The organism is Stenotrophomonas sp. ZAC14A_NAIMI4_1, assembly GCF_003086915.1.
Lineage (GTDB): Bacteria > Pseudomonadota > Gammaproteobacteria > Xanthomonadales > Xanthomonadaceae > Stenotrophomonas.
Genome location: NZ_CP026002.1, coordinates 508,396 through 529,870 on the forward strand (window position 1 = coordinate 508,396; position 21,475 = coordinate 529,870).

Here is a 21,475-nt window from a genome sequence, read left to right on the forward strand (position 1 = left end):
CCCCTATAATCGTGGGCCACTTTGCCCGCAGTACCGCCATGACCGCTGAAACGGCCGCCGAACTCCACACGATCATCGACCTGATCCGCTACGGCACCAGCCGTTTCAACGAAGCCGGGCTGACCTTCGGGCACAGCTACGACAACGCCCTGGACGAGGCCACCCAGCTGGTGCTGCACAGCCTGCACCTGCCGCACGACCTCGGCCCGGCCTACGGCCAGGCACGCCTGCTGCAGGCCGAGAAGCTGCGCGTGCTGGATCTGTTCCAGCGCCGCATCGACGAGCGTGTCCCGGCTGCCTACCTGACCGGTGAAGCCTGGTTCGCCGGCCTCAGCTTCAAGAGCGATTCGCGCGCCCTGGTGCCGCGTTCGCCGATCGCCGAGCTGATCGAGTGCGGCTTCGAGCCGTGGCTGGCCGGCCGTGATGTCAGCCGCGCGCTGGACCTGTGCACCGGTTCGGGCTGCATCGCCATCGCCATGGGCCACTACTACCCGAACTGGGAAGTGGACGGCGTCGACCTGAGCGATGACGCGCTGTCGCTGGCCGAAGAGAACAAGGAACGCCTGCAGGCACACAACGTCACCCTGCTGAAGTCGGACCTGTTCAACGGCCTGACCGGGCGCCACTACGACCTCATCGTCACCAACCCGCCGTACGTCACCAACGACGAGACCGATGCCCTGCCGCAGGAATACTCCTACGAGCCGGAAATGGGCCTGCGTGCCGGCGACGACGGCCTGGACCTGGTGCTGAAGATCCTGCGCGACGCCCCGCTGCACCTGAGCGAGGACGGCCTGCTGATCTGCGAAGTGGGTGAATCCGAGCAGCACCTGATCAAGCTGCTGCCGGAAGTCGATTTCGCCTGGGTTGAATTCAAGGTCGGCCAGATGGGCATCTTCGCGGTCGAATGCCGCGAGCTGATCGCCCACAGCGCCCGCATCACCGAACTGGCGGCGCAGCGCCCGTGAGTTCCAATTCGTTCGGCAAGCTGTTCACCGTCACCACGTTCGGCGAGTCGCACGGGCCGGCCATCGGCTGCGTGCTCGACGGTTGCCCGCCGGGGCTGGCGCTGGATGCGGCCGAATTCGCCCACGACCTGCAGCGCCGCGCCACCGGCAAGAGCCGGCACACCTCGGCGCGCCGCGAGGCCGACGAGGTCGAGATCCTGTCCGGCGTGTACGAGGGCCTGACCACTGGCACCCCGATCGCGCTGCTGATCCGCAACACCGACCAGCGCAGCAAGGATTACGCCAACATCGGCCAGCAGTTCCGGCCGGGCCATGCCGACTACAGCTACTGGCACAAGTACGGCATCCGCGACCCGCGCGGTGGCGGCCGTTCTTCCGCGCGCGAGACCACCATGCGCGTGGCCGCCGGCGTGGTCGCCAAGAAGTGGCTGGCCGAACGCTTCGGCGTGACCGTGCGTGGCTACCTGTCGCAGCTGGGCGGGATCCGTCCGGCTGGTTTCGACTGGTCGGCGGTGGAGGACAACCCGTTCTTCTGGCCGCATGCCGAGCAGGTGCCCGAGCTGGAGGCGTACATGGATGCGCTGCGCAAGTCCGGTGATTCGGTCGGTGCGCGCGTGGACGTGGTGGCCGACAACGTGCCGCCGGGCTGGGGCGAACCCATCTACGGCAAGCTCGACGGCGACCTCGCCGCCGCGCTGATGAGCATCAACGCAGTGAAGGGCGTGGAGATCGGCGACGGCTTCGCCAGCGCCGCGCAGAAGGGCACCGAACACCGTGACCTGCTGACCCCGCAGGGTTTTGCCAGCAACCATGCCGGCGGCATCCTCGGTGGCATTTCCACCGGCCAGCCGGTGGTCGCGTCCATCGTCCTCAAGCCGACCTCCAGCCTGCGCCTGCCCGGCCCGTCGCTGGATACCGAAGGCAACGTGGTCGAGGTGGTCACCACCGGCCGCCACGACCCCTGCGTCGGCATCCGCGCCACCCCCATCGCCGAGGCGATGATGGCGCTGGTGCTGATGGACCAGGCGCTGCGCCACCGCGCCCAGTGCGGCGATGTCGGCACCATCACCCCGCGCATTCCCGGGCAGATCGATGGCTGATACCCGGCCGACGGTGTGGGTGAGCCAGCCGCTGATCGACGCGGCCATCGCGCCGCTGCGCGATCGCGTGCAGCTGCTGGCCACCGATACCGTCACCGCCTGGTCGCCACAGCAGATCGCCGAGCGCCTGGCCTCGGTCGACGGTGCGATCGTCACCCTCAACGAGCGCATCGGCGCGGCCCAGGTGGCCGATGCCGCGCAGCTGCAGGTGATCGCCAACGTCGGCGTCGGCTACAACAACCTGGATGTCGACGCGCTGAGCGCGGCCGGCATCCTCGCCAGCAACACCCCGGACGTGCTCACCGAGACCACGGCCGACCTCGGTTTCGCCCTGCTGATGGCCACTGCGCGCCGCATCACCGAATCCGAACGCTGGCTGCGTGACGGGCAGTGGGGCCAGTGGTCGTTCCAGACCATGCTCGGCGCCGACATTCACGGCAGCACGCTGGGCATCCTCGGCATGGGCCGCATCGGCCAGGGCATCGCCCGCCGGGGTGCACACGGGTTCGGCATGAAGGTGCTGTACCACAACCGTTCGCGCCTGCCGGCCGAGACCGAAGCGGCACTGGGCGCGACCTACGTGGACCTGGACACGCTGCTGGCCCAGTCCGACCACCTGGTCACCGTGCTGCCGTACACCCCCGCCTCGCACCACATCATCGATGCGGCCGCGCTGGCGAAGATGAAGCCGTCGGCCACCCTGGTGAACATCGCCCGCGGCGGCATCGTCGACGAGCTGGCCCTGGCCGATGCGCTGGCCCATGGCCGCCTGGCCGCCGCCGGCCTGGATGTCTACGAAGGCGAACCGAAGGTACGCCCGGAACTGCTGGCGCTGCGCAACGTGGTGCTGACCCCGCATATCGGCAGCGCCTCGCTGGGCACCCGTACCGCCATGGTGCAGCTGGCAGTGGACAACCTGCTGGCCGGCCTCGGCCTGGCCGGCGAAGCAGCGCGCATGCCGAGCGCGATCAATGCCGACGCGGCCCTCGCCGCGCGTGCCGCGCTGGGCAAAAAAACCGGGAAACGATAGGGAACCTCTGCGCGCCCCGCCTGAGGAGGTTCCCCGAACCCAGCTGTCGTGCGTGAGTTTTTCCCCTTCCCGTTTTCGTGAGAGTTCCCCCATGAGCAATGCACAACGCAGCTTCCACGTCGCCATCGTCGGTGCCACCGGCGCCGTCGGCGAGACCATGCTGGCCATCCTGGCCGAGCGCAACTTCCCGGTCGGTACCCTGAGCCTGCTCGCTTCCGAGCGCTCGGCCGGCGGCGAAGTCGAGTTCGAAGGCCAGAAGGTGAAGATCCAGGACCTGGCCACCTTCGATCCCAGCGGCGTGGAGATCGCCCTGTTCTCGGCCGGTGGCAGCGTGTCCAAGGAATACGCGCCGAAGTTCGCCGCCGCCGGTGCGGTGGTGATCGACAACTCCTCGGCCTTCCGTTACGACGATGACGTGCCGCTGGTGGTGTCCGAGGTCAACCCGGACCAGGTCGGCAACCGTCCGCGCGGCATCATCGCCAACCCGAACTGCTCGACCATGCAGATGCTGGTGGCGCTGGCCCCGCTGCACCGCAAGTACGGCATCGAGCGCATCAACGTGTCCACCTACCAGTCGGTGTCCGGCGGTGGCCGTTCGGCGATGGAAGAGCTGGGCAAGCAGACCGGCCAGCTGCTGAGCTTCCAGGACATCGATCCGCAGCGCTTCCCGGTGCAGATCGCCTTCAACCTGATCCCGCACATCGACGACTTCCAGGACAACGGCTTCACCAAGGAAGAAATGAAGCTGGTCTGGGAAACCCGCAAGATCCTCGGCGACGAGAGCATCCTGGTGAACCCGACCGCCGTGCGCGTGCCGGTGTTCTACGGTCACTCCGAATCGGTGGCGATCGAGACCCGCGACAAGGTGACCGTGGCCGAAGCGCGCGCGCTGCTGGAGCAGTCGCCGGGCGTGGAAGTGGTGGACCGCCATGAAGCCGGTGGCTACCCGACCCCGGTCACCCACGCCTCGGGCACCGATGCGGTGTACGTCGGCCGCATCCGTGAAGACCTGTCGCACCCGCGCGGCCTGAACCTGTGGATCGTCTCGGACAACGTGCGCAAGGGCGCGGCGCTGAACGCCGTGCAGCTGGCCGAGCTGGTCGCCGCCGAACAGCGCTGATCACCCGTTGAGTAGAGTCGAGCCATGCTCGACTGCAGTGCCGGCCGCTGGCCGGCATTGCATGGTGGGCGGGTCTGCCCTTCGTAGAGTCGAGCTTGCTCGACTGCTTTGAAGGCAGTCGAGCAAGCTCGACTCTACCGGGTGCCGCTCCCCCGGTGGATGCGGACCGCGGTCCGCACGCTTTATAGTGTCGCCCATGAATAAACGGGCCAGGGGCGCATCGCGCCCGCTCATCTATCTCTCCGCCGCGCTGCTGGCACTGGCCAGCAGTTCGGCCATGGCCCTGGGCCTGGGCGACATCCGCGTGCTGTCACGCCCCGGCCAGCCCCTGCTGGCCGAGATCCCGGTGGTGTCCGCCGATCCTTCCGAGCTCGAGAACCTGCGCGTGGCGCTGGCCTCGGCCGCCACCTTCGAGCGGGTCGGCCTGCAACGGCCGACCGGCCTGGTCAGCGAACTCCAGTTCGAATTGACCACCAACAGCCAGGGCAGGGCGGTGGTGCGGGTGACCTCGCAGGCCCCGGTGGAGACCCCGTCGCTGAGCTTCCTGGTCGAAGCCGACTGGGGCCAGGGCCGCCTGGTCCGCGAATATTCCGCCCTGGTCGATGCACCGGCCAGTGCGCTGGCCGTGGCCGAGCCGGAAATCGTCGCCCCGGCCGGGGTGCTGGGCAACACCATCACCCGCGATACGCCGTCGCCGGCAGCGCAGGCGCCCGCCGCCGCCCCGTCCGCGCCGGCCACCGCCGCGCGACTGGCCGAGCCGCGGCCGCGGGCCGCCGCACCCGCTGCCCGCGCCGCTGCCGACGGCAGCATCACCGTGCAGCAGGGCCAGACCCTTTCGCAGATTGCCGGTGCGCTGGCCCGGGGCAACCAGATCAGCCGGGAGCGGGCGATGATCGCCCTGCTGCGAGCCAATCCGGAGGCCTTCATCCGCGGCAACGTCAACCTGCTCAAGCAGGGCGCGGTACTGCGCGTGCCGGGCAGCGAAGCCCTGGCCGCGATCGACGGCAACGAAGCCGCCGCATTGGTCCGCGAGCATGCCGCGCAGTGGCGCCAGGCGCGCACGGTGCCGCAGCCTGCCGGTACACCGGCGGTCGCGCCCGTGGCCGCCACCGCCACGCCCGCTGCTGCTGCCGCCAGCGCAGGGGCACGTCTTGAGATCGCTCCGGCGCTGGCGTCCGACGCCGCGCACGCGGGCACAACCACCGGCACCGGTGCCGGCAGCGAGGGTGACATGCTGGGCAATGAACAACTGCGGCAGGCCAGGGAAGACGTTGCCACCCGCGATGCCGAGATCGGTGAGCTGAAGCAGCGCGTGGCCGAGCTGGAGAAGCTGAAGGAACAGCAGCAGTCCTTGATTGCGATGAAGGACAACGACCTGGCCGCTGCCCAGCAGCGCCTGGCGCAACCGCCCGGCGCACCCGCCGGCGGCACGCCGTGGTACTGGCTGGGCCTGCCGCTGTTGCTGCTGGTGGCTGGTGCCGCCTGGCTGCTGCGCCGGCGCAAGCCCTCGCCGTTGCCGCCGCTGCGTGAGGAAGGCGACGCCGTGGCCCTGGCCGCAGCGGTGCCTGCCGGTGCCGCGCTGGATTCGCTGGCCGAGCAGTCGTCGTGGGCTGCTGGCCACGAAGAGGATGGCCGCCAGGAACCGTCGATGCCGGTCTGGGCCCTCGAAGACGACCGTGCCGCCCAGGTGCATGCCGACCAGGATGCGCTGCCGCCCGAGCCGGTTGAAGAGCCGATGGCACCGCCTGCTGCCGACGTCGAGGCGTCCTGGCAGGTGGGGGCGCTGGTGACCGACGAGGGCGACGAGGGCGACGAACTGCCGCCGGCGGTGAGCGACGCCCCGCGCTGGGATGAACCCGCGCCCGAGTTCTCGCCCGCCGCGCCGGAACCGGCCGATGAGGTCGGCGTGCCCGATTACGCGCTGCAGGCCGAGCAGCAGCCGGAGTTCCGTGGCGTGTTCGATCTGCCGGCCGAACCGGCGGAGGCTGCGCCGCCCGCGGCCGCACCCCTCGACGAGGCGGCGCCGGCCGATGGATCCGCCGACCCGGACTGGGCCCCGCGCGCGGGCCAGGAGCGGCTGGAACTGGCCATCGCCTACCTCGACCTGGGCGACGCGCAGACCGCGCGGACGCTGCTGGAAGAAGTCGCCACCGACGGCGACGTGCATTGCCAGGCGCAGGCGCGCGAACTGCTCGCCCGGCTGGACTGACCACTGGACCACAGGCGCCGCCCATGACCCGCGAAAACCGCATCGACTACGTTGAGTTCGCCTCGGCCGACCCGGCCGCCAGCCGTGCCTTTTTCGAGGCCGTGTTCGACTGGTCGTTCGTCGACTACGGCGAGGACTACACCGCGTTCGACGATGGCCGCCTGCAGGGCGGCTTCTTCCGTGGACAGCCGCAGCGGGCCGAAGCCGGCGCACCGCTGCTGGTGCTGTATGCCGATCTGCTGGCGCCGGTCGAAGCGGCCGTGCGCGCGGCTGGCGGCCAGATCGTCCGGCCCGTTTTCTCTTTCCCCGGTGGCAGCCGCTTCCAGTTCGTCGAGCCCGGTGGCAACGAGCTGGCGGTCTGGTCCGAACGCGACCCGGCCTGAGCGCCGTCCCACCCGCAACATCGAGGTAGCAGCACATGCGTTACGCGCTCGGCGTCGAATACGACGGCAGCGATTTCAGGGGCTGGCAGAACCTGGGCGAGGGTGGACCCAGCGTCCAGGCCAGCCTGGAGAAAGCCCTGTCCTCGGTGGCCGATGCGCCGCTGCAGGTGGTCTGCGCCGGCCGCACCGATGCCGGCGTGCACGGCCAGTGCCAGGTCGTGCATTTCGATACCGACGTGGTGCGCGATCCGCGCGCCTGGATGCTGGGCACCACCACCCGCCTGCCGCGCTCCATCGCGGTGCGCTGGTGCGTGCCGGTGGCCGACGATTTCCACGCCCGCTTCTCGGCGCGCGCCCGCCGCTACCGCTACCGCCTGCTCAACCGCGAGGTGCGCCCGGCACTGGACCGGCAGACCCTCAGCTGGGAACGACGGGCGCTGGACGAGACCCTCATGCATGCCGCCGGCCAGGCCCTGCTCGGCGAGAACGACTTCAGCGCGTTCCGCTCGGTGCAGTGCCAGGCCCTGCATGCGCGGCGCGAGCTGCAGTCCCTGCAGGTCAGCCGCCAGGGCGAGGTGATCGAGGTGGCGGTGCGCGGTAATGCATTCCTTCATCACATGGTCCGCAATATCGTCGGTTCGCTGATCCTGGTCGGCAGCGGCGAGAAACCGGTGGAGTGGATCGCCGAGCTGCTGGCCGGACGCGACCGAACCGTTGCCGGCCCTACCGCACCTCCGCAGGGGCTGGTGTTCCTGGGGCCGCTGTACCCCGACAACTGGCATCTGCCTGCCGAGGTCACCTTATGAGCCGCTCCTACTACCGTACCCGCATCAAGTTCTGTGGCATGACCCGCGCCGGCGATGTGCGCCTGGCCGGCGAACTGGGCGTGGACGCGGTGGGTTTCATCTTCGCCCGTGAAAGCCGCCGCCGGGTGGCCCCGGCCGAAGCCCGGGCGATGCGCCAGGCGATCGCACCGATGGTCGATGTGGTGGCGCTGTTCCGCAACAACAGCAAGGAAGAAGTGCGTGAAGTGCTGCGCACCGTGCGTCCGACCCTGCTGCAGTTCCATGGCGAGGAAGACGAAAGCTTCTGCCGCAGCTTCAACATGCCGTACCTGAAGGCGATCGCCATGGGCGGTCGCGAGGACGTCAATGCGCGCACCCTGCAGCTGCGCTACCCCAGTGCTGCTGGTTTCCTGTTCGACAGCCACGCCCCGGGTGGCGGTGGCGGCACCGGCGTGGCCTTCGACTGGGCGCGCATTCCGACCGGCCTGCACCGTCCCTTCCTGCTGGCCGGCGGGCTGAACCCGGAGAACGTAAAGGACGCCATCCTCGCCACCCTGCCGTGGGGCGTTGACGTGTCCAGCGGCATCGAGCTCGAGCCGGGCATCAAGGACGGCTACAAGATGCGCACGTTCGTCGAAGAGGTGCGCAGCGCCGACTGCACCGTGCTGGAGTGACCCGGCACGACCCCGCGCGCGTCGCCGCCTGCGGTTGGCGCGCGTCTTCACATTTGTCCCTGTACACCCTCTTCACATAGGATGAAGGGGAAGCCATGGCCATGAGGGCCGTGGCGGGATCGACGGAACCGCTCCCGGCGGATTCCGAACGTGGCGTCACGCGCCCATAGCCCAGGAAGGCAAAGCGATGCAGGAATTCCTCACCGTCGTGTTCGGCTATCCGACCCTGCCGTACAGCGTCCTGCTGGCGGTGTCGCTGGTCTATTGGGGGCTTGCCGCTTTTGGCCTGGTCGATGACGGGTTCGGCGATCTCGGCGCCGATGGTGCGCTGGACAGTGACACCGATCTCAGCGGCCTCTCGGCCCTGCTGCAGCGCTTCGGCCTCGGTGGCGTGCCGGTCATGGTCGTGGTCACCCTGCTGGGCTTCTTCGGCTGGGCCTTGACCTATTTCATCCATCTGTTCGTACTGTTGCCGCTGCCGGGCCTGCTGCGCTGGGGCTTCGGCACGCTCGTGGCCGTGCTCGCGCCGCTGCCGGCGGTGCCGATCACCGCGCTGCTGCTGCGGCCCATCCGCACCTTCCTGCAGCGCCTGCAGCCGGTCGCACAGGCCTCCCTGCTGGGGCGCGTGGGCGTGGTCGCCTCGCCCAGGGTGGATGCGCGCAGCGGCCACGCCACGGTCGATGACGGCGGTGCCGGGCTGGTGCTGCAGGTGCGCAGCGACATCGAGCTGCAGCGTGGCGAGCGCATCGTGCTGGTCGAGCACGTGGCCGAACACCATTACTACCGGGTGGTCCGCGCTGATGCGGTCGCCCTCGATTTCCAGGACAACCTGCTTCCGGGCAACAAGGAGAATCACTGATGAGTTTTGCTGGCGCGGCCCCCTTCCTGATCGGGATCATCGTCCTCGTAGGCCTGCTGCTCGGCCTGGCGGGACTGTTCAAGGCGTTCTACCGCAAGGTCGACCAGGGCGTGGCCCTGATCGTCAACGACATGAGCGCCACGCCCAAGGTGCACTTCACCGGTGCGCTGATCATCCCGGTGCTGTACCGCGCCGAACTGATGCGGATCAGCCTGATCACCCTGCAGATCGACCGCCGCGGCAAGGAAGGCCTGATCTGCCGCGACAACATGCGCGCCGACATCGCCGTGGCCTTCTACCTGCGGGTCAACGAGACCCAGGCCGACGTGCTGCGCGTGGCCAAGGCCATCGGTGCCGACCGTGCCTCGGACAAGCACGCCGTCGATGAGCTGTTCAACGCCAAGTTCTCCGAAGCGCTGAAGACGGTCGGCAAGAAGTTCGATTTCACCGAGCTGTTCGAGAAGCGCCAGGAATTCCGCGACGAGATCATCGCGGTCATCGGCAACGACCTGAACGGCTATGTGCTGGAAGACGTGGCCATCGACTACCTGGAGCAGACCCCGAAATCGCTGCTGGACCAGTTCAACATCCTCGACGCGCAGGGTATCCGCAAGATCACCGAGCTGACCGCCGCGCAGAACGTGGTGACCAACGAGCTGGAGCAGAACGAGAAGCTCGCCATCACCAAGAAGAACGTGGAAGCGCGCGAAGCCCTGCTGGCCCTGGAACGCCAGCAGGCCGAGGCCGAGGCGCGGCAGAAGCGCGAGATCGAGACCATCCGCGCCCGCGAGGAAGCCGAGACTGCCAAGGTGCAGGAAGAACAGCGCCAGCTGTCCGAGAACGCACGCATCGAAGCGCAGCAGTTGATCGACATCCGTGACCAGAACCGCCTGCGCGAAGTGGAAGTGGCCGAACAGAACCGCCAGCGTGCGGTGGCCATCGAAGCCGAGCGCGTGGAGCGCGCGCGCCAGCTGGAACAGGTCACCACCGACCGCGAAGTGCAGCTGCAGGGCGTGGAGCGTGACAAGGTGGTCGAGCAGGGCAAGATGGACGTGGCCAACATCACCCGCGAACGCATCTCCATCGACAAGACCGTGGCCCAGGAAGAAGAGCGCATCAAGGAAGTGCGCGAGGTCTCCGAGGCCGACCGCCAGAAGCAGGTACTGATCCTGGAAGCCGAAGCCAAGGCGCAGGAATCGCTGGTGCGCGAAGTGAAGGAAGCGCAGGCCCGCGAAACCGCCTCCAAGCACCGCGCGGTGGAACTGACCACCCTGGCCCAGGCCGAACACGAAGCGGCCGGCAAGCAGGCCGAAGCCAAGCGCCTGCTGGCCGACGCCTTCCGTGCCGAACAGGCGGCGCCGGGCCTGGCCGAAGCGCAGGTGCGTGAAGCCTCCGCACTGGCCATCGAGAAGGTCGGTATCGCCGAAGCCCGCGTGATCGAAGCCAAGGCCGAAGCCAACCTGAAGCAGGGCAGCAACGAGGCCCGCGTGCTGGCCGAAACCCTGCAGGCGCAGGCCCAGGGCGAAGAGAAGATGGGCCTGGCCCGCGCCACCGCCACCGAATCGCTGGGCAACGCCGAAGCCGGCGTGGTGCAGAAGAAGCTGCTGGCCGAAGCCGAAGGCCTGGTGCGCAAGTTCGAAGCCATCGCCTCGCTGAGCGACCAGGCACGTGGCCATGAAGAGTTCCGCATGATGCTGGACAACAGCCTGAAGCAGGCACTGGCCTCCATCGAAGCGGGCAAGGAAGTCTCGCGCGAGAACGCCAACGTCATCGCCAGCGCGCTGCGCAATGCCGACATCGACCTGGTCGGTGGCGACGGCGGCATGTTCGAGAACCTGGTCAAGGCCGTGTCGCTGGGCAAGTCGATCGAAGGCTTCGCCGGCAAGAGCCCGATCGTGCAGGAGCTGATGCAGCGCTACCTGGGCGTGGCCGTGGCCGAACCGGCACCGCGGCAGATCGCCGAGGACGCCGACGCGGCCCCGGCCGTGTCGGCCGCCGTGGTCGACAGCGCCCGTTGATGCACCGGGCGGTGGCCGCTGCGGCCACCGCCCGCCCGCGCCGGCCGCAACCACGGCCGGCCGTCCGTAAGCCGGAAGCCTGCTGATGTCTGAAACCCATCCGTCCGCCGAAACCACCGCGCCGGAGGCCGGCGGCAACACCGTCGACCAGGCCGTTGCCCAGGGCGGTGCCTACGAAGTCCTGCGCCGCCGCCTTGGCGAACAGGGCCAGCGCCTGCAGGCGCTGGCCGAAGCCCTCAACCGCCAGCGACTGGCCGAGTTCGGCGACAGCCGGCTGGAGGTGGTCGGTCGCTTCCGCATCCGCAGCGAGAACAACTGCGTCGGCCGTGACATCGTCCAGGTCGGGCCTGACCGCCTGCTGTTCGGCTACAACGTCTACATCGGGCTCAAGACCCATACCCGCATCGAGGATGTGTTTGGTCTGTACCGGCTGGTGCAGGGCAAGGACGGCTACGATGTGGCCGCGCTCGAGCTGAAGGGCAGCTTCCTCGACCAGCCTGGCTTCGTGCACGACTTCAACGAGCTGTACGCCTACTACAAGCATGCGCGCCTGCTGCAGCTGATCGTGGTCGGCGACAAGCTGCTGGCCTCGTTCCAGATCGGCGAGCGCAGCAGCGACGTGCGCGTGTTCCGCTGGGCGCTGTCGCGCGAAGGCGAGCTGACCTACCTCGATGCGCGCGGCGAACGCGATATCGCCCTGCCGCCGCCGTTCGATTTCGAATGGACCAAGGCCACCCGCGACCTCGCGGTCAACGGCCGCCACTCGCACCTGAACATCCTCGACACCCTGTTCGTGGAAACCACCGGTGGCGACCTGACCATCAAGGTCGAGAACAACACCGAAACCGGGCAGGGCATCTACAGCGAACCGGTGGAGGACAGCACGCAGTCGCTGGACGATGCCCAGTTCGAGTTCGCGCGCGTCGGTTCGCTGCTGCTGCTGAAGGTGCTGCCGTACCGCGAGACCGTCTGGCGCGGGCTGATCTACAACACGCTCACCGGCGATATCGTGCGCAACGACGCCATCGTCCAGGCCTGCGTGCAGCTGCCCGAAGACCACGGCGTGATCTTCCCCGGCGGCTATTACCTGCAGGGCGGCGAGCACAAGGCCTTCGATGCCTCGATGGCCGGCATGCAGTTCAAGCGCAGCATCCGCTCGCCCAACGGCGAGGACGTGCTGTACATCTTCTACGAGCGCGAAGGCGGGCGCTCGGCGCTGTTCGTCTACAACACCATCCAGCGCGTGCTGCAGAACCCGGTGTTCGGCCACGGCTATGCCTTCATGCAGGATGGGCGCATGGTGCTGTTCCATGCCGAGGGCGCCGAACCCACCCGCATCCATCCGATGCAGGTCTGGCAGACGCCGTTCAGCAGCGACGAGTTCGCCGCCAGCCGGCCGCCCGGCAACACCTTCATGGGCCGCATCGGCAATGCCGAGCTGGTGCGCGGCATCTCCAACCTGTTCAACCTGTCCCGCGAGATCGACGGCCAGGATGTCTCGGTGCAGCGCTACCAGCGCCTGGTGGCCGACACCCGCCGCCTGTTCGATACCCACCACTGGCTGGGGGACGAGGCCTGCGACGGCGCCGAAGCGCTGCTGCGGCAGATCAGTGCCACCGGCGAGTCGGTGCTGGACGAGTACGAGAAGGTCCAGTCCATCCGCGAGCAGTCGGCGCAGGCGATGGTCGAGGCGGAAGCGAACTACAAGGCGCTGCTGGGCCGCCTGCAGCCGCAGAACTGGAACGAGGTGCAGGCCTTCGTAGAGGCCCTGAACGAGATCACCGCGCTGCGCGGGCGGCTGCTGACCATCCGCGAGCTGCGCTACATCGACACCGCGCGCATCGAGGCGATGGCCGCCGAACTGGTGCAGGCGCAGGATCGCGTGGGCGCCGCCACCGGCGAGTTCCTGGCCGGCGATGCCGCATTGGCTCCACTGGGCAGCCGCCTGCAGGCACTGGATGAAGCCGCCCAGCAGGCCAGCAGTGCGCGCCAGCTGGACGAGCAGCTGGAAGGCATGCGTGGCATGGCCGCCGACCTGGACATGCTGTCCGAACTGATGGCCGGCCTGAAGGTGGACGATGCCACCGCGCGTACCCGCGTGGTCGAATCGATTTCCGCGCTGTACGGGCGGCTGAACCAGGCGCGCACGCGTGCCGAACAGCGCCGCCGCACGCTCGGTTCGGCCGAGGCCGTGGCCCAGTTCGCCGCACAGTTCGCGTTGTTCTCGCAGTCCATCACCAGTGCGCTGGCGATGGCCAACGATCCGGAAAAGGCCGACGAACAGCTGTCGCGCCTGCTGGTGCAGCTGGAGGAACTGGAAAGCCAGTTCGGCGAGCACGAGCAGTTCCTTGGCGACATCCTCAGCAAGCGCGAGGAACTGGTTGAAGCCTTCGAGACGCACAAGCAGGCATTGCTGGACGACCGCCAGCGCAAGGCGCGCTCGGTGCTCGACGCGGCCAACCGCATCCTCGACGGCCTGGCCAAGCGCACCGAGCGCTTCGCCACCGCCGACGAGCTCAACGCGTTCTTCGCCGGCGATCCGCTGATCCTCAAGCTGCGCGAACTGGCCGAGCGGCTGCGCGCGCTGCGCGACAACGTCAAGGCCGATGACATCGAGGCGCGCCTGAAGGGCGTGCGCGACCAGGCCGTGCGCCAGCTGCGTGATCGCAGCGACCTGTACGAAGCTGGCGGCAACGTCGTCCGGCTCGGCCCGCGCCACCGTTTCAGCGTGAACACCCAGGCGCTGGACCTGACCCTGCTGCCGCGCGGCGACACGCTGGCCATCCACCTCACCGGCACCGATTTTCTGGAAACCCTGCACGACCCCGAGCTGGAGGCGCTCAAGCCGTTCTGGCCGGTGACCCTGGATTCGGAATCCGATGCGATCTACCGCGGCGAGTACCTGGCCGGCAGCCTGCTGCTGGCCGCGCAGGACGGCCGCGATGGCCTGGACATGGCCCAGCTGCAGCACGATCTCGCCAGCCCCGAGGCGCTGGACCAGCGCGTGCGTGCGTTCGCCGCGCCGCGTTACCGCGAGGGGTATGAGCGCGGCATCCATGACCACGATGCCGCGCTGATCCTGCACGCCTTGCTGCCGCTGCAGCAGGCCGCCGGCAGCCTGCGCCATGCACCGCGCGTCCGCGCACTGGCCATGCTGTTCTGGGCCGCCGAGCAGCGCAACGAGGCCGTGGCGCAGTGGCCGGCGCGCCAGGCCGGTGCCGATGCCATCGCCCGCCTGTTTGGTTCCGACGAAGGACGCCAGGCGCTGCGCGCGGAGATGGCCGCTGCGCTGGATGCGTTCGTGCAGGCGCAGGCCCTGCCGTTCGACGCCGCCGCGATCGAAGGTGCCGCTGCCTACCTCGGTGACGAACTGAGCGCGGGCGATCCGGTATTCGCCAGCAGCCGCCATGCGCTGGCACTGCTGGAGGCATTGCAGCAGCAGCTGGAGCAGGCGGGACAGCGCGAAGCACTGGAACGCGCGCTGCAGCGTGGACAGGATCCGCTGCCGCTGCGCTGGGCGTTGGCCGGGCAGTGGCTGCGCGCGCTGGGCCGGTTGCCGGCGCAGGCCGCCCATGCCGGTTACACCGATGAGGCCGCCGCACTGCTGCTGGTGCAGCGGCAGCTGCGCACGCGCGCCAGCGATGCCACGCTGCGGGTGGAAGTGAACGGCCTGCTCGGCGAGCATCCGCGCATCGTGCAGGGAACCCTCGCGCTGTCGCTGGATGATTTCCTGGCCCGCCTGCACACCCACCTGCAGCAGTTCGTGCCGGCATTCCACGCCTACCAGGCGGTGCGCCAGGGCATCATCGGCCGTGAGCGGCAGGCCCTGCGCCTGTCCGAGTTCAAGGCGCGGCCGCTGTCCTCGTTCGTGCGCAACAAGCTCATCAACGACGTCTACCTCGGCGTGATCGGCGACAACCTGGCCAAGCAGATGGGCACGGTGGGCGAGAACAAGCGCAGCGACCTGATGGGCCTGCTGATGATGATCTCGCCGCCGGGCTACGGTAAGACCACGCTGATGGAATACGTGGCGCACCGGCTGGGCCTGGTCTTCATGAAGATCAACGGCCCGGCGCTGGGCCACGACGTGCGCTCGCTGGACCCGGAGCAGGCGCCCGACGCCACCTCGCGGCAGGAGCTGGAAAAGCTCAACCTGGCCCTGGAGATGGGCAACAACACCATGCTGTATGTGGATGACATCCAGCACACCCATCCCGAGTTCCTGCAGAAGTTCATTTCGCTGTGCGATGGCACCCGCCGCATCGAAGGCGTGTGGCGCGGCCGCACGCGCACCTACGACATGCGCGGCAAGAAGTTCTGCGTGGTGATGGCCGGCAACCCGTATACCGAGTCGGGCGAGGTGTTCAAGATTCCGGACATGCTGGCCAACCGCGCCGACATCTACAACCTCGGCGACGTGCTGGGCGGCATGGAAGCGGCGTTCACCCTCAGCTACATCGAGAACAGCCTGACCTCCAACCCGGTGCTGGCACCGCTGGCGACCCGTGACATGGCCGACCTGTACCTGCTGGTCGATCGTGCGATGGGCAAGGACGTGTCGACCAACGGTCTCAGCCATGCCTACAGCGGTGCCGAGATCAACGAGATCACCGCCACCCTGCAGCGCATGCTGCGCGTGCGCGACGTGGTCTACCGGGTCAACCAGCAGTACATCGCCAGCGCCGCGCAGGATGACCGCTACCGCACCGAGCCGCCCTTCCGTCTGCAGGGCAGCTACCGCAACATGAACAAGCTGGCCGAGAAGATCTCGCCGGTGATGAACGAGGACGAGCTGCAGCAGCTGATCTCCGACCATTACCTGGGCGAGGCGCAGCTGCTGACCACCGGCGCCGAGGAAAACCTGCTGAAGCTGGGCGAACTGCGCGGCGTGCTGGACGAGGCGCAGGCGCAGCGCTGGGCGCAGATCAAGCGCGATTTCCTGCGCAACAAGGCCATGGGTGCCGACGACAGCGATGTCGGTGGTCGCGTGGTCGCGCAGCTGGCCGACATCGCCAGTGCACTGCAGCTGCCGCCACCGGCGGCGCCGCTGGTGGCGGCTGATCCGGCACCGTGGCCGGCCTTGCTGGAAGCGCTGCAGCGCCTGGCCGAAGCACGCCCGGAAGCACCGGCCGCCGTGCAGCCTGCCGAGCCGGTGGTGATTGCCGCGCCCAGCCCCCCGGCCACGCCGCTGGCCGAGGACCTGCAGGCCGGGCTGGCTCCGCTGGTCCAACTGCTGGTGGCCTCGCAGGCACAGCAGGAACAGGTATCGCAGACCCTGGCGGCATTCGCCGGGTGGGCGCGGCAGCAGGTCGAAGGCGCGGCTGGCGGCAGCACCACCACCGCGCGTCGTCCGCGCGTGCGGCGGGCCAGCACGCCGGAGGAGCGCGCACTGGATGAGGCGTTGATGCGCCACTTCTACGGCGAGTCGCTGCCACCGGAAGCCACTGACGACGCCCCGGCGGGAAGCGCGCCGATGCCGCCGCCGTTGCCATGACCGACACGGCGCCCCTGCCGACGCCGCAGCGGCCGGACACGGCGGATGTCGCACGCCTGGCCGACTACGGCGCACCGCTGCTGCAGGCGTTGGCCGTGCGCGACGTCGCATTGCCGGCGACCGCCGGCGATGGGCTGGTCGAGGCGCTGGCACGCATCGCGCTGGCGCTGCAGGCTGCCGACCCGGCACGCCTGCGCCGGCAGGAAAGCTGGTGGGGCCGCCTGCTTGGCCGCGATGTCGAGCGTGAGGCCGCGGGCCGCGGCCTGCAGTCGCAGCTGGGGGTTCTCGCCCTGCAGGCACGCGAGCAGGCCCAGCAGTTGCAGCAGCACATGGCCATGCGTGCCACCGCGATCAGCGCGACCGGCCAGGCCGCCGAAGCACTGCAGGCCTGGGCGGACGCGGCCGCCGCGGACGTGCCAGCGCTGCAGGGCGCCGGCCAGGAAGCACTGGCGGCGCGCATCGACCACCTGCAGCGGCTGGCGGCACTGCGCCGCATCGAAGCCGGGCAGTGGCAGCTGCTGCAACAACAGGACGAGGTGCTGCTGCAGCGCTTCGCCCGCATCCACGATGTCCTGCTGCCAGCGTGGCGGCAGGCCGCACTGGCCGCGCAGGCCGCCACCGGCGCGGTCCGTGCCGGCCAGGCGGCCACGCTGCACGCACAGATCGACGACGAGGTCGCGGCGGCTCAGGCTAGACTGCGCTGAGCCGGCCGCCGCTGCCGCCAACCCACCTGCAAGGAGACTGCCCGATGACCCAGGACAGCCAGCACCCCGGCACCCTCGTGCCGACCCCGGCCACCCCTTCCGCACTCGATGAAGGCGCGCTGCAGGCGTTGGGCCTGGTCCGCGAGGACCTGCCGCGCATCGCCGAGATCCGCATGGAACTGGACGACCTGCGCCCGGGCAACCTGCAGGTGTTCGGCCGCGAGGCAGCGACGCGCACGGCAGCGTTTTCCAGCCAGCTGCTGGACCAGGTTCGCAACCGCGACCTCGATGCCAGCGGCGACAAGCTGGGCGAAGTGGTGCGCATTGCGCGCAGCCTGAAACTGGACGGTTTCGCCCAGCGTTCGAAGGTGCCGGTGATCGGCGGCCTGATCGATCGCCTGCGCGTGTCCAAGGGCGAACTGGTGCAGAAGTTCAGCGATACCAACGCACAGATCGAGCAGCTGCTGGGCGACGTGGGCGTGCAGCAGGCGCTGATGGGCAAGCGCGTGGGCGAGTTCGACCGCATGCACGAGATCGTGCGCGAGGAGCGCCACGCGCTGGGCCTGTACGCAGCCGCCGGCAAGCAGCGCCTGGCCGAACTTCACGCCGAGCAGCTGGCAGGGCAGGGCAGCGACGACCCGCAGCAGCGCATCCGCCAGAGCGAAGTCGACAACGCGATCCGCCTGATCGAAAAGCGCGTCTCCGACCTGCAGCTGATGCAGCATGCGGCCGACCAGTCGCTGCCGATGATCCGCCTGATCCAGGCCAACGCGCTGCAGCTGATCGAAAAATTCAACACGGTGCGCGAGATCACCATCCCGTCGTGGAAGCGCCAGTTCGCCATCCAGCTTTCGCTGGGCGAGCAGAAGGCCGCCGTAGAGCTGTCCACCGCCATCGACGATGCCACCAACGAGCTGATGCGCCGCAATGCCGATCTGCTGCGCCAGGCGTCGGTGGATACCGCACGCAGCAACCAGCGCGGCGTGATCGACGTGGCCACGCTGCGCCACGTGCACGACCAGCTGATCGCCACGGTGGAGGAAGTGCGCAGCATCCATCGCGAAGGCATGCAGCAGCGCCAGCAGGCCGAAGTCGAACTGTCGCGCCTGCGCGAAGACCTGCAGCAGCGGCTGGCCGCACCCACGGCACTGAGGGAGTCGTAGCGTCGAGCTTGCTCGACTGAGGTAGTCGTAGCGTCGAGCTTGCTCGACTGAGGAGATCAATGCCTGTCGAGCAAGCTCGACGCTACAGTTGCGCCATCGCCCACTCGGCCAGCGCATCCACGCGCGGGTCGGCCGGGCCGTCCGGCCGCGCCAGCACCCAGAACCCGCCTGTCGCCGAGAACCCCCAGGGCGCGATCAGCCGCCCTGCGGCCAGGTCCTCGGCCACCAGCGGCTCCGGCGCGATCGCTGGCCCCAGGCCCGCCACGGCCGCTTCCAGCAGGTAGTACAGATGCTCGAAGCCGGTGCCCATCTGCAACTGCGCCGGGTCCAGCTCGTGCGCCTGTGCCCAGGCCGGCCATGCCTGCGGGCGCGAGCTGGTGTGCAGCAGCGTCTCCTTCAGCAGTGCCGGGGGCGGCACATGGCGCAACCGCTGCGCGGCGGGATGCGAGGGCGCCACCACCACGCCCACCCGTTCCGGCGCCAGTTCGCGCACCTGCCAGCCACGCGGCCACGGTCCCTGCGCCAGCAGCAGGACCGCGTCCAGCGCCGCCTGCGCCTCGGTGAAGGCGCCATCCAGGGCCGACCATTGCAGGTTCACCCCGGGCAGGGCCGCCTGCAACGCGGGCAGCCGTGGAATCATCCAGCGCGCCAGCACGCTGCCACTGCAGCCCAGCACCAGCGCCGGGGAGCGCGCCGGTTGGCGCAGTTCGCGCACACAGGCCTCGATGCCGGCGAAGGCCTCGCCGCAGGCCGCGTGCAGGCGCTGCCCGGCCTCGGTCAGGCGCAGCCCGCGCCCGGCGCGCTGGAACAGCGGCAACCCCAAATGGTCTTCCAGCAGCTTCAGCTGCCGGCTCACCGCACCGTGGGTGACGTGCAGGGCCTGCGCGGCGCGGCCCACGCCGCCCAGGCGGGCGGTCGCCTCGAAGGCACGCAGGGCATTGAGCGGCGGCAGCAGGGAGGTGCTCATGTGAGATTTCCTGACGATATGCGCCAGATAATATCGATATTCCGGTCAGGATCCGTGCGCTAGAGTATCCACCTGTCTCGAACCAGCGGTCGCTTCCATGTCTGCCTCCCCCATTGCCGACTTCCACGCCTTCCCGGATGCCCAGGGCCACTTCGGCCGCTACGGCGGCAGCTTCGTCGCCGAAACCCTGGTCGGCCCGCTGCAGGAACTGGCCCAGGCCTATGACCAGGCCCGCCAGGACCCCGCATTCCAGCAGGCCTACGACCGCGACCTGGCCCATTACGTGGGCCGGCCGAGCCCGATCTACCACGCACAGCGCCTGAGCGACCATGTCGGTGGCGCGCAGATCCTGCTCAAGCGCGAAGACCTGAACCACACCGGCGCGCACAAGATCAACAACACCATCGGCCAGGCCCTGCTGGCGGCGCGCATGGGCAAGAAGCGCATCATCGCCGAGACCGGCGCCGGCCAGCACGGCGTGGCCAGTGCCACCGTGGCCGCGCGCCTGGGCCTGGAGTGCGTGGTCTACATGGGCGCCACCGACATCGAGCGGCAGAAGATCAACGTCTACCGCATGAAGCTGCTGGGCGCGACGGTGGTGCCGGTCACCTCCGGCTCGGCCACCCTGAAGGACGCGCTCAACGAAGCGATGCGCGACTGGGTGACCAACGTGCAGGACACCTTCTACATCATCGGTACCGTGGCCGGCCCGGACCCGTACCCGCGCATGGTGCGTGATTTCAACGCCATCGTTGGCCGCGAAGCGCGCGAGCAGATGCTGGCCGAGTACGGCCGCCTGCCCGATGCGATCACCGCCTGCGTCGGCGGCGGCAGCAATGCCATCGGCCTGTTCCATGCCTTCCTCAACGACCGCCAGGTCGAGATCTTCGGCGCCGAAGCGGCCGGTGATGGCATCCATACCGGCCGCCATGCCGCATCGATCGCGGCCGGCCGTCCCGGCGTGCTGCACGGCAACCGCACCTACGTGCTGTGCGATGACGATGGCCAGATCATCGAAACGCATTCGGTGTCGGCCGGCCTGGATTACCCCGGCGTCGGCCCCGAGCACGCCTTCCTGGCCGACAGCGGCCGCGCCACCTACCTCGGCATCACCGACGAAGAGGCGCTGCAGGCCTTCCACCTGCTGGCGCATGCCGAAGGCATCCTGCCGGCACTGGAATCCAGCCATGCGCTGGCCCAGGCCATCAAGCTGGCGCGCGAGCGCCCGCGTGACCAGATCGTGCTGTGCAACCTGTCCGGCCGTGGCGACAAGGACGTGCACACCATCGCCGCGCGCGAAGGCCTGGTGCTGTGAACTGCATGCTGCGCCACGGTGGCGCGCTGGTGCTGGCGGTCGGCCTGGGCGGCTGCACGCCGCCCGATCCGCCGGTGCTGGCGCCCGCGCCGGCCGCACCTGCGGCCATTGCCCCGGCGCGGCAGGTGGCCAGCAACGATGATGATGCGGCCCATCGCCCCATCGAGGATGCACCTGCACCCACGGCAGACGACGACGCGGGCGGCGAAACCGCCCCGGCGGTGGTGTCGGTGGCGCTGGACCACGCAGGCGAGGTGCTGATCGGCCAACCCTTCAGCGAGCTGGAGGGAGAGGCGCAGTGGCATTCGGCCGGCCTCGGCGAAGCCACGGCCGGGCGTTGCGAGTATTACGAGCGTGGCACGCTGCCCGAGGGCGTGGCGATGATGGTGCAGGACGGCGACGTGGTGCGTTTCGACCTGGCCCCCATCGACGATTCGGGCCAGGTGGTGGTGCAGCCGGGGCCGTTCGGCCTGCACCTGGACATGCCGCGCGCACAGGCCCTGAAGCTGCTGCCAGCGGGCGCCACCGCACGGCCCTATGGCGAAGATGCCGAGGCCGGCGAGACCCTGCTCTGGCAGGACCCCGGTTCCGACCTGGCGATCCGCGTGGAGATCGTCGACGGCACCGTATCCCGAATGTATTGGGGCGCCAGCGGCGCCGTTGACCTGATCGAAGGATGTACCTGA

The 21,475-nt window shown here is 69.1% G+C and carries 16 protein-coding genes; 15 read left to right on the forward strand and 1 reads right to left on the reverse strand.

Annotation, left to right across the window (positions count from 1 at the left end; genetic code table 11):
* Positions 1 to 38 precede the first annotated feature (38 nt).
* The 13 genes from prmB to C1926_RS02265 all read left to right on the forward strand — a co-directional run bounded on the left by prmB (position 39) and on the right by C1926_RS02265 (position 18,507).
* Positions 39 to 968, forward strand: a complete 930-nt coding sequence (prmB, locus tag C1926_RS02205; RefSeq protein WP_108758120.1) for a 50S ribosomal protein L3 N(5)-glutamine methyltransferase — start codon at positions 39 to 41, stop codon at positions 966 to 968.
* Entirely contained in the window at positions 965 to 2,068 is a 1,104-nt protein-coding gene (aroC, locus tag C1926_RS02210; RefSeq protein ID WP_108758121.1) for a chorismate synthase, read from the forward strand. The genes prmB and aroC overlap by 4 nt, the downstream gene beginning before the upstream one ends.
* Positions 2,061 to 3,098 (forward strand): D-glycerate dehydrogenase, encoded by a 1,038-nt coding sequence (locus tag C1926_RS02215; RefSeq protein ID WP_108758122.1) that lies wholly within the window; start codon positions 2,061 to 2,063, stop codon positions 3,096 to 3,098. Before aroC ends, C1926_RS02215 begins: the two co-directional genes overlap by 8 nt.
* A gap of 91 nt (positions 3,099 to 3,189) precedes the next feature.
* Positions 3,190 to 4,218, forward strand: coding sequence for an aspartate-semialdehyde dehydrogenase (locus C1926_RS02220; protein ID WP_108747098.1), 1,029 nt, complete (start codon positions 3,190 to 3,192; stop codon positions 4,216 to 4,218).
* Between the two features lie 196 nt (positions 4,219 to 4,414).
* On the forward strand, positions 4,415 to 6,427 hold the full coding sequence (locus tag C1926_RS02225) for a FimV/HubP family polar landmark protein (RefSeq protein ID WP_108758123.1): 2,013 nt from the start codon (positions 4,415 to 4,417) through the stop codon (positions 6,425 to 6,427).
* A gap of 23 nt (positions 6,428 to 6,450) precedes the next feature.
* Complete coding sequence (locus C1926_RS02230; RefSeq protein WP_108758124.1) at positions 6,451 to 6,810, forward strand: VOC family protein; 360 nt, start codon at positions 6,451 to 6,453, stop codon at positions 6,808 to 6,810.
* A 35-nt stretch (positions 6,811 to 6,845) separates the two neighbouring features.
* Positions 6,846 to 7,616, forward strand: a complete 771-nt coding sequence (gene truA, locus C1926_RS02235) for a tRNA pseudouridine(38-40) synthase TruA (RefSeq protein WP_079222631.1) — start codon at positions 6,846 to 6,848, stop codon at positions 7,614 to 7,616.
* A complete protein-coding gene (locus tag C1926_RS02240; RefSeq protein WP_108758125.1) occupies positions 7,613 to 8,269 on the forward strand; it encodes a phosphoribosylanthranilate isomerase in 657 nt (218 codons plus the stop codon). Before truA ends, C1926_RS02240 begins: the two co-directional genes overlap by 4 nt.
* 187 nt (positions 8,270 to 8,456) lie before the next feature.
* Positions 8,457 to 9,128: an OB-fold-containig protein gene (locus C1926_RS02245; RefSeq protein WP_108758126.1), complete on the forward strand. Its 672-nt coding sequence runs from the start codon at positions 8,457 to 8,459 to the stop codon at positions 9,126 to 9,128.
* Positions 9,128 to 11,146 carry a hypothetical protein gene (locus C1926_RS02250; protein ID WP_108758127.1) on the forward strand — a complete coding sequence of 673 codons (2,019 nt, stop codon included), beginning with the start codon at positions 9,128 to 9,130 and terminating at the stop codon, positions 11,144 to 11,146. The genes C1926_RS02245 and C1926_RS02250 overlap by 1 nt, the downstream gene beginning before the upstream one ends.
* An 85-nt stretch (positions 11,147 to 11,231) precedes the next feature.
* On the forward strand, positions 11,232 to 16,640 hold the full coding sequence (locus C1926_RS02255; RefSeq protein WP_108758128.1) for a DNA repair ATPase: 5,409 nt from the start codon (positions 11,232 to 11,234) through the stop codon (positions 16,638 to 16,640).
* A complete protein-coding gene (locus C1926_RS02260) occupies positions 16,637 to 17,344 on the forward strand; it encodes a hypothetical protein (RefSeq protein WP_108758129.1) in 708 nt (235 codons plus the stop codon). Before C1926_RS02255 ends, C1926_RS02260 begins: the two co-directional genes overlap by 4 nt.
* A 44-nt stretch (positions 17,345 to 17,388) precedes the next feature.
* Positions 17,389 to 18,507, forward strand: a complete 1,119-nt coding sequence (locus C1926_RS02265) for a toxic anion resistance protein (RefSeq protein ID WP_108758130.1) — start codon at positions 17,389 to 17,391, stop codon at positions 18,505 to 18,507.
* Positions 18,508 to 18,589: 82 nt separating this feature from the next.
* Here C1926_RS02265 and C1926_RS02270 read toward each other — a convergent pair whose 3' ends face one another.
* On the reverse strand, positions 18,590 to 19,474 hold the full coding sequence (locus C1926_RS02270) for a LysR family transcriptional regulator (RefSeq protein WP_108758131.1): 885 nt from the start codon (positions 19,472 to 19,474) through the stop codon (positions 18,590 to 18,592).
* Between the two features lie 97 nt (positions 19,475 to 19,571).
* Between C1926_RS02270 and trpB the strand changes: the two genes are divergently transcribed.
* Together trpB and C1926_RS02280 are read left to right on the forward strand one after the other, a co-directional pair.
* Positions 19,572 to 20,789, forward strand: coding sequence for a tryptophan synthase subunit beta (trpB, locus tag C1926_RS02275; protein ID WP_079222624.1), 1,218 nt, complete (start codon positions 19,572 to 19,574; stop codon positions 20,787 to 20,789).
* Positions 20,786 to 21,475, forward strand: coding sequence for a hypothetical protein (locus C1926_RS02280; RefSeq protein ID WP_108758132.1), 690 nt, complete (start codon positions 20,786 to 20,788; stop codon positions 21,473 to 21,475). Before trpB ends, C1926_RS02280 begins: the two co-directional genes overlap by 4 nt.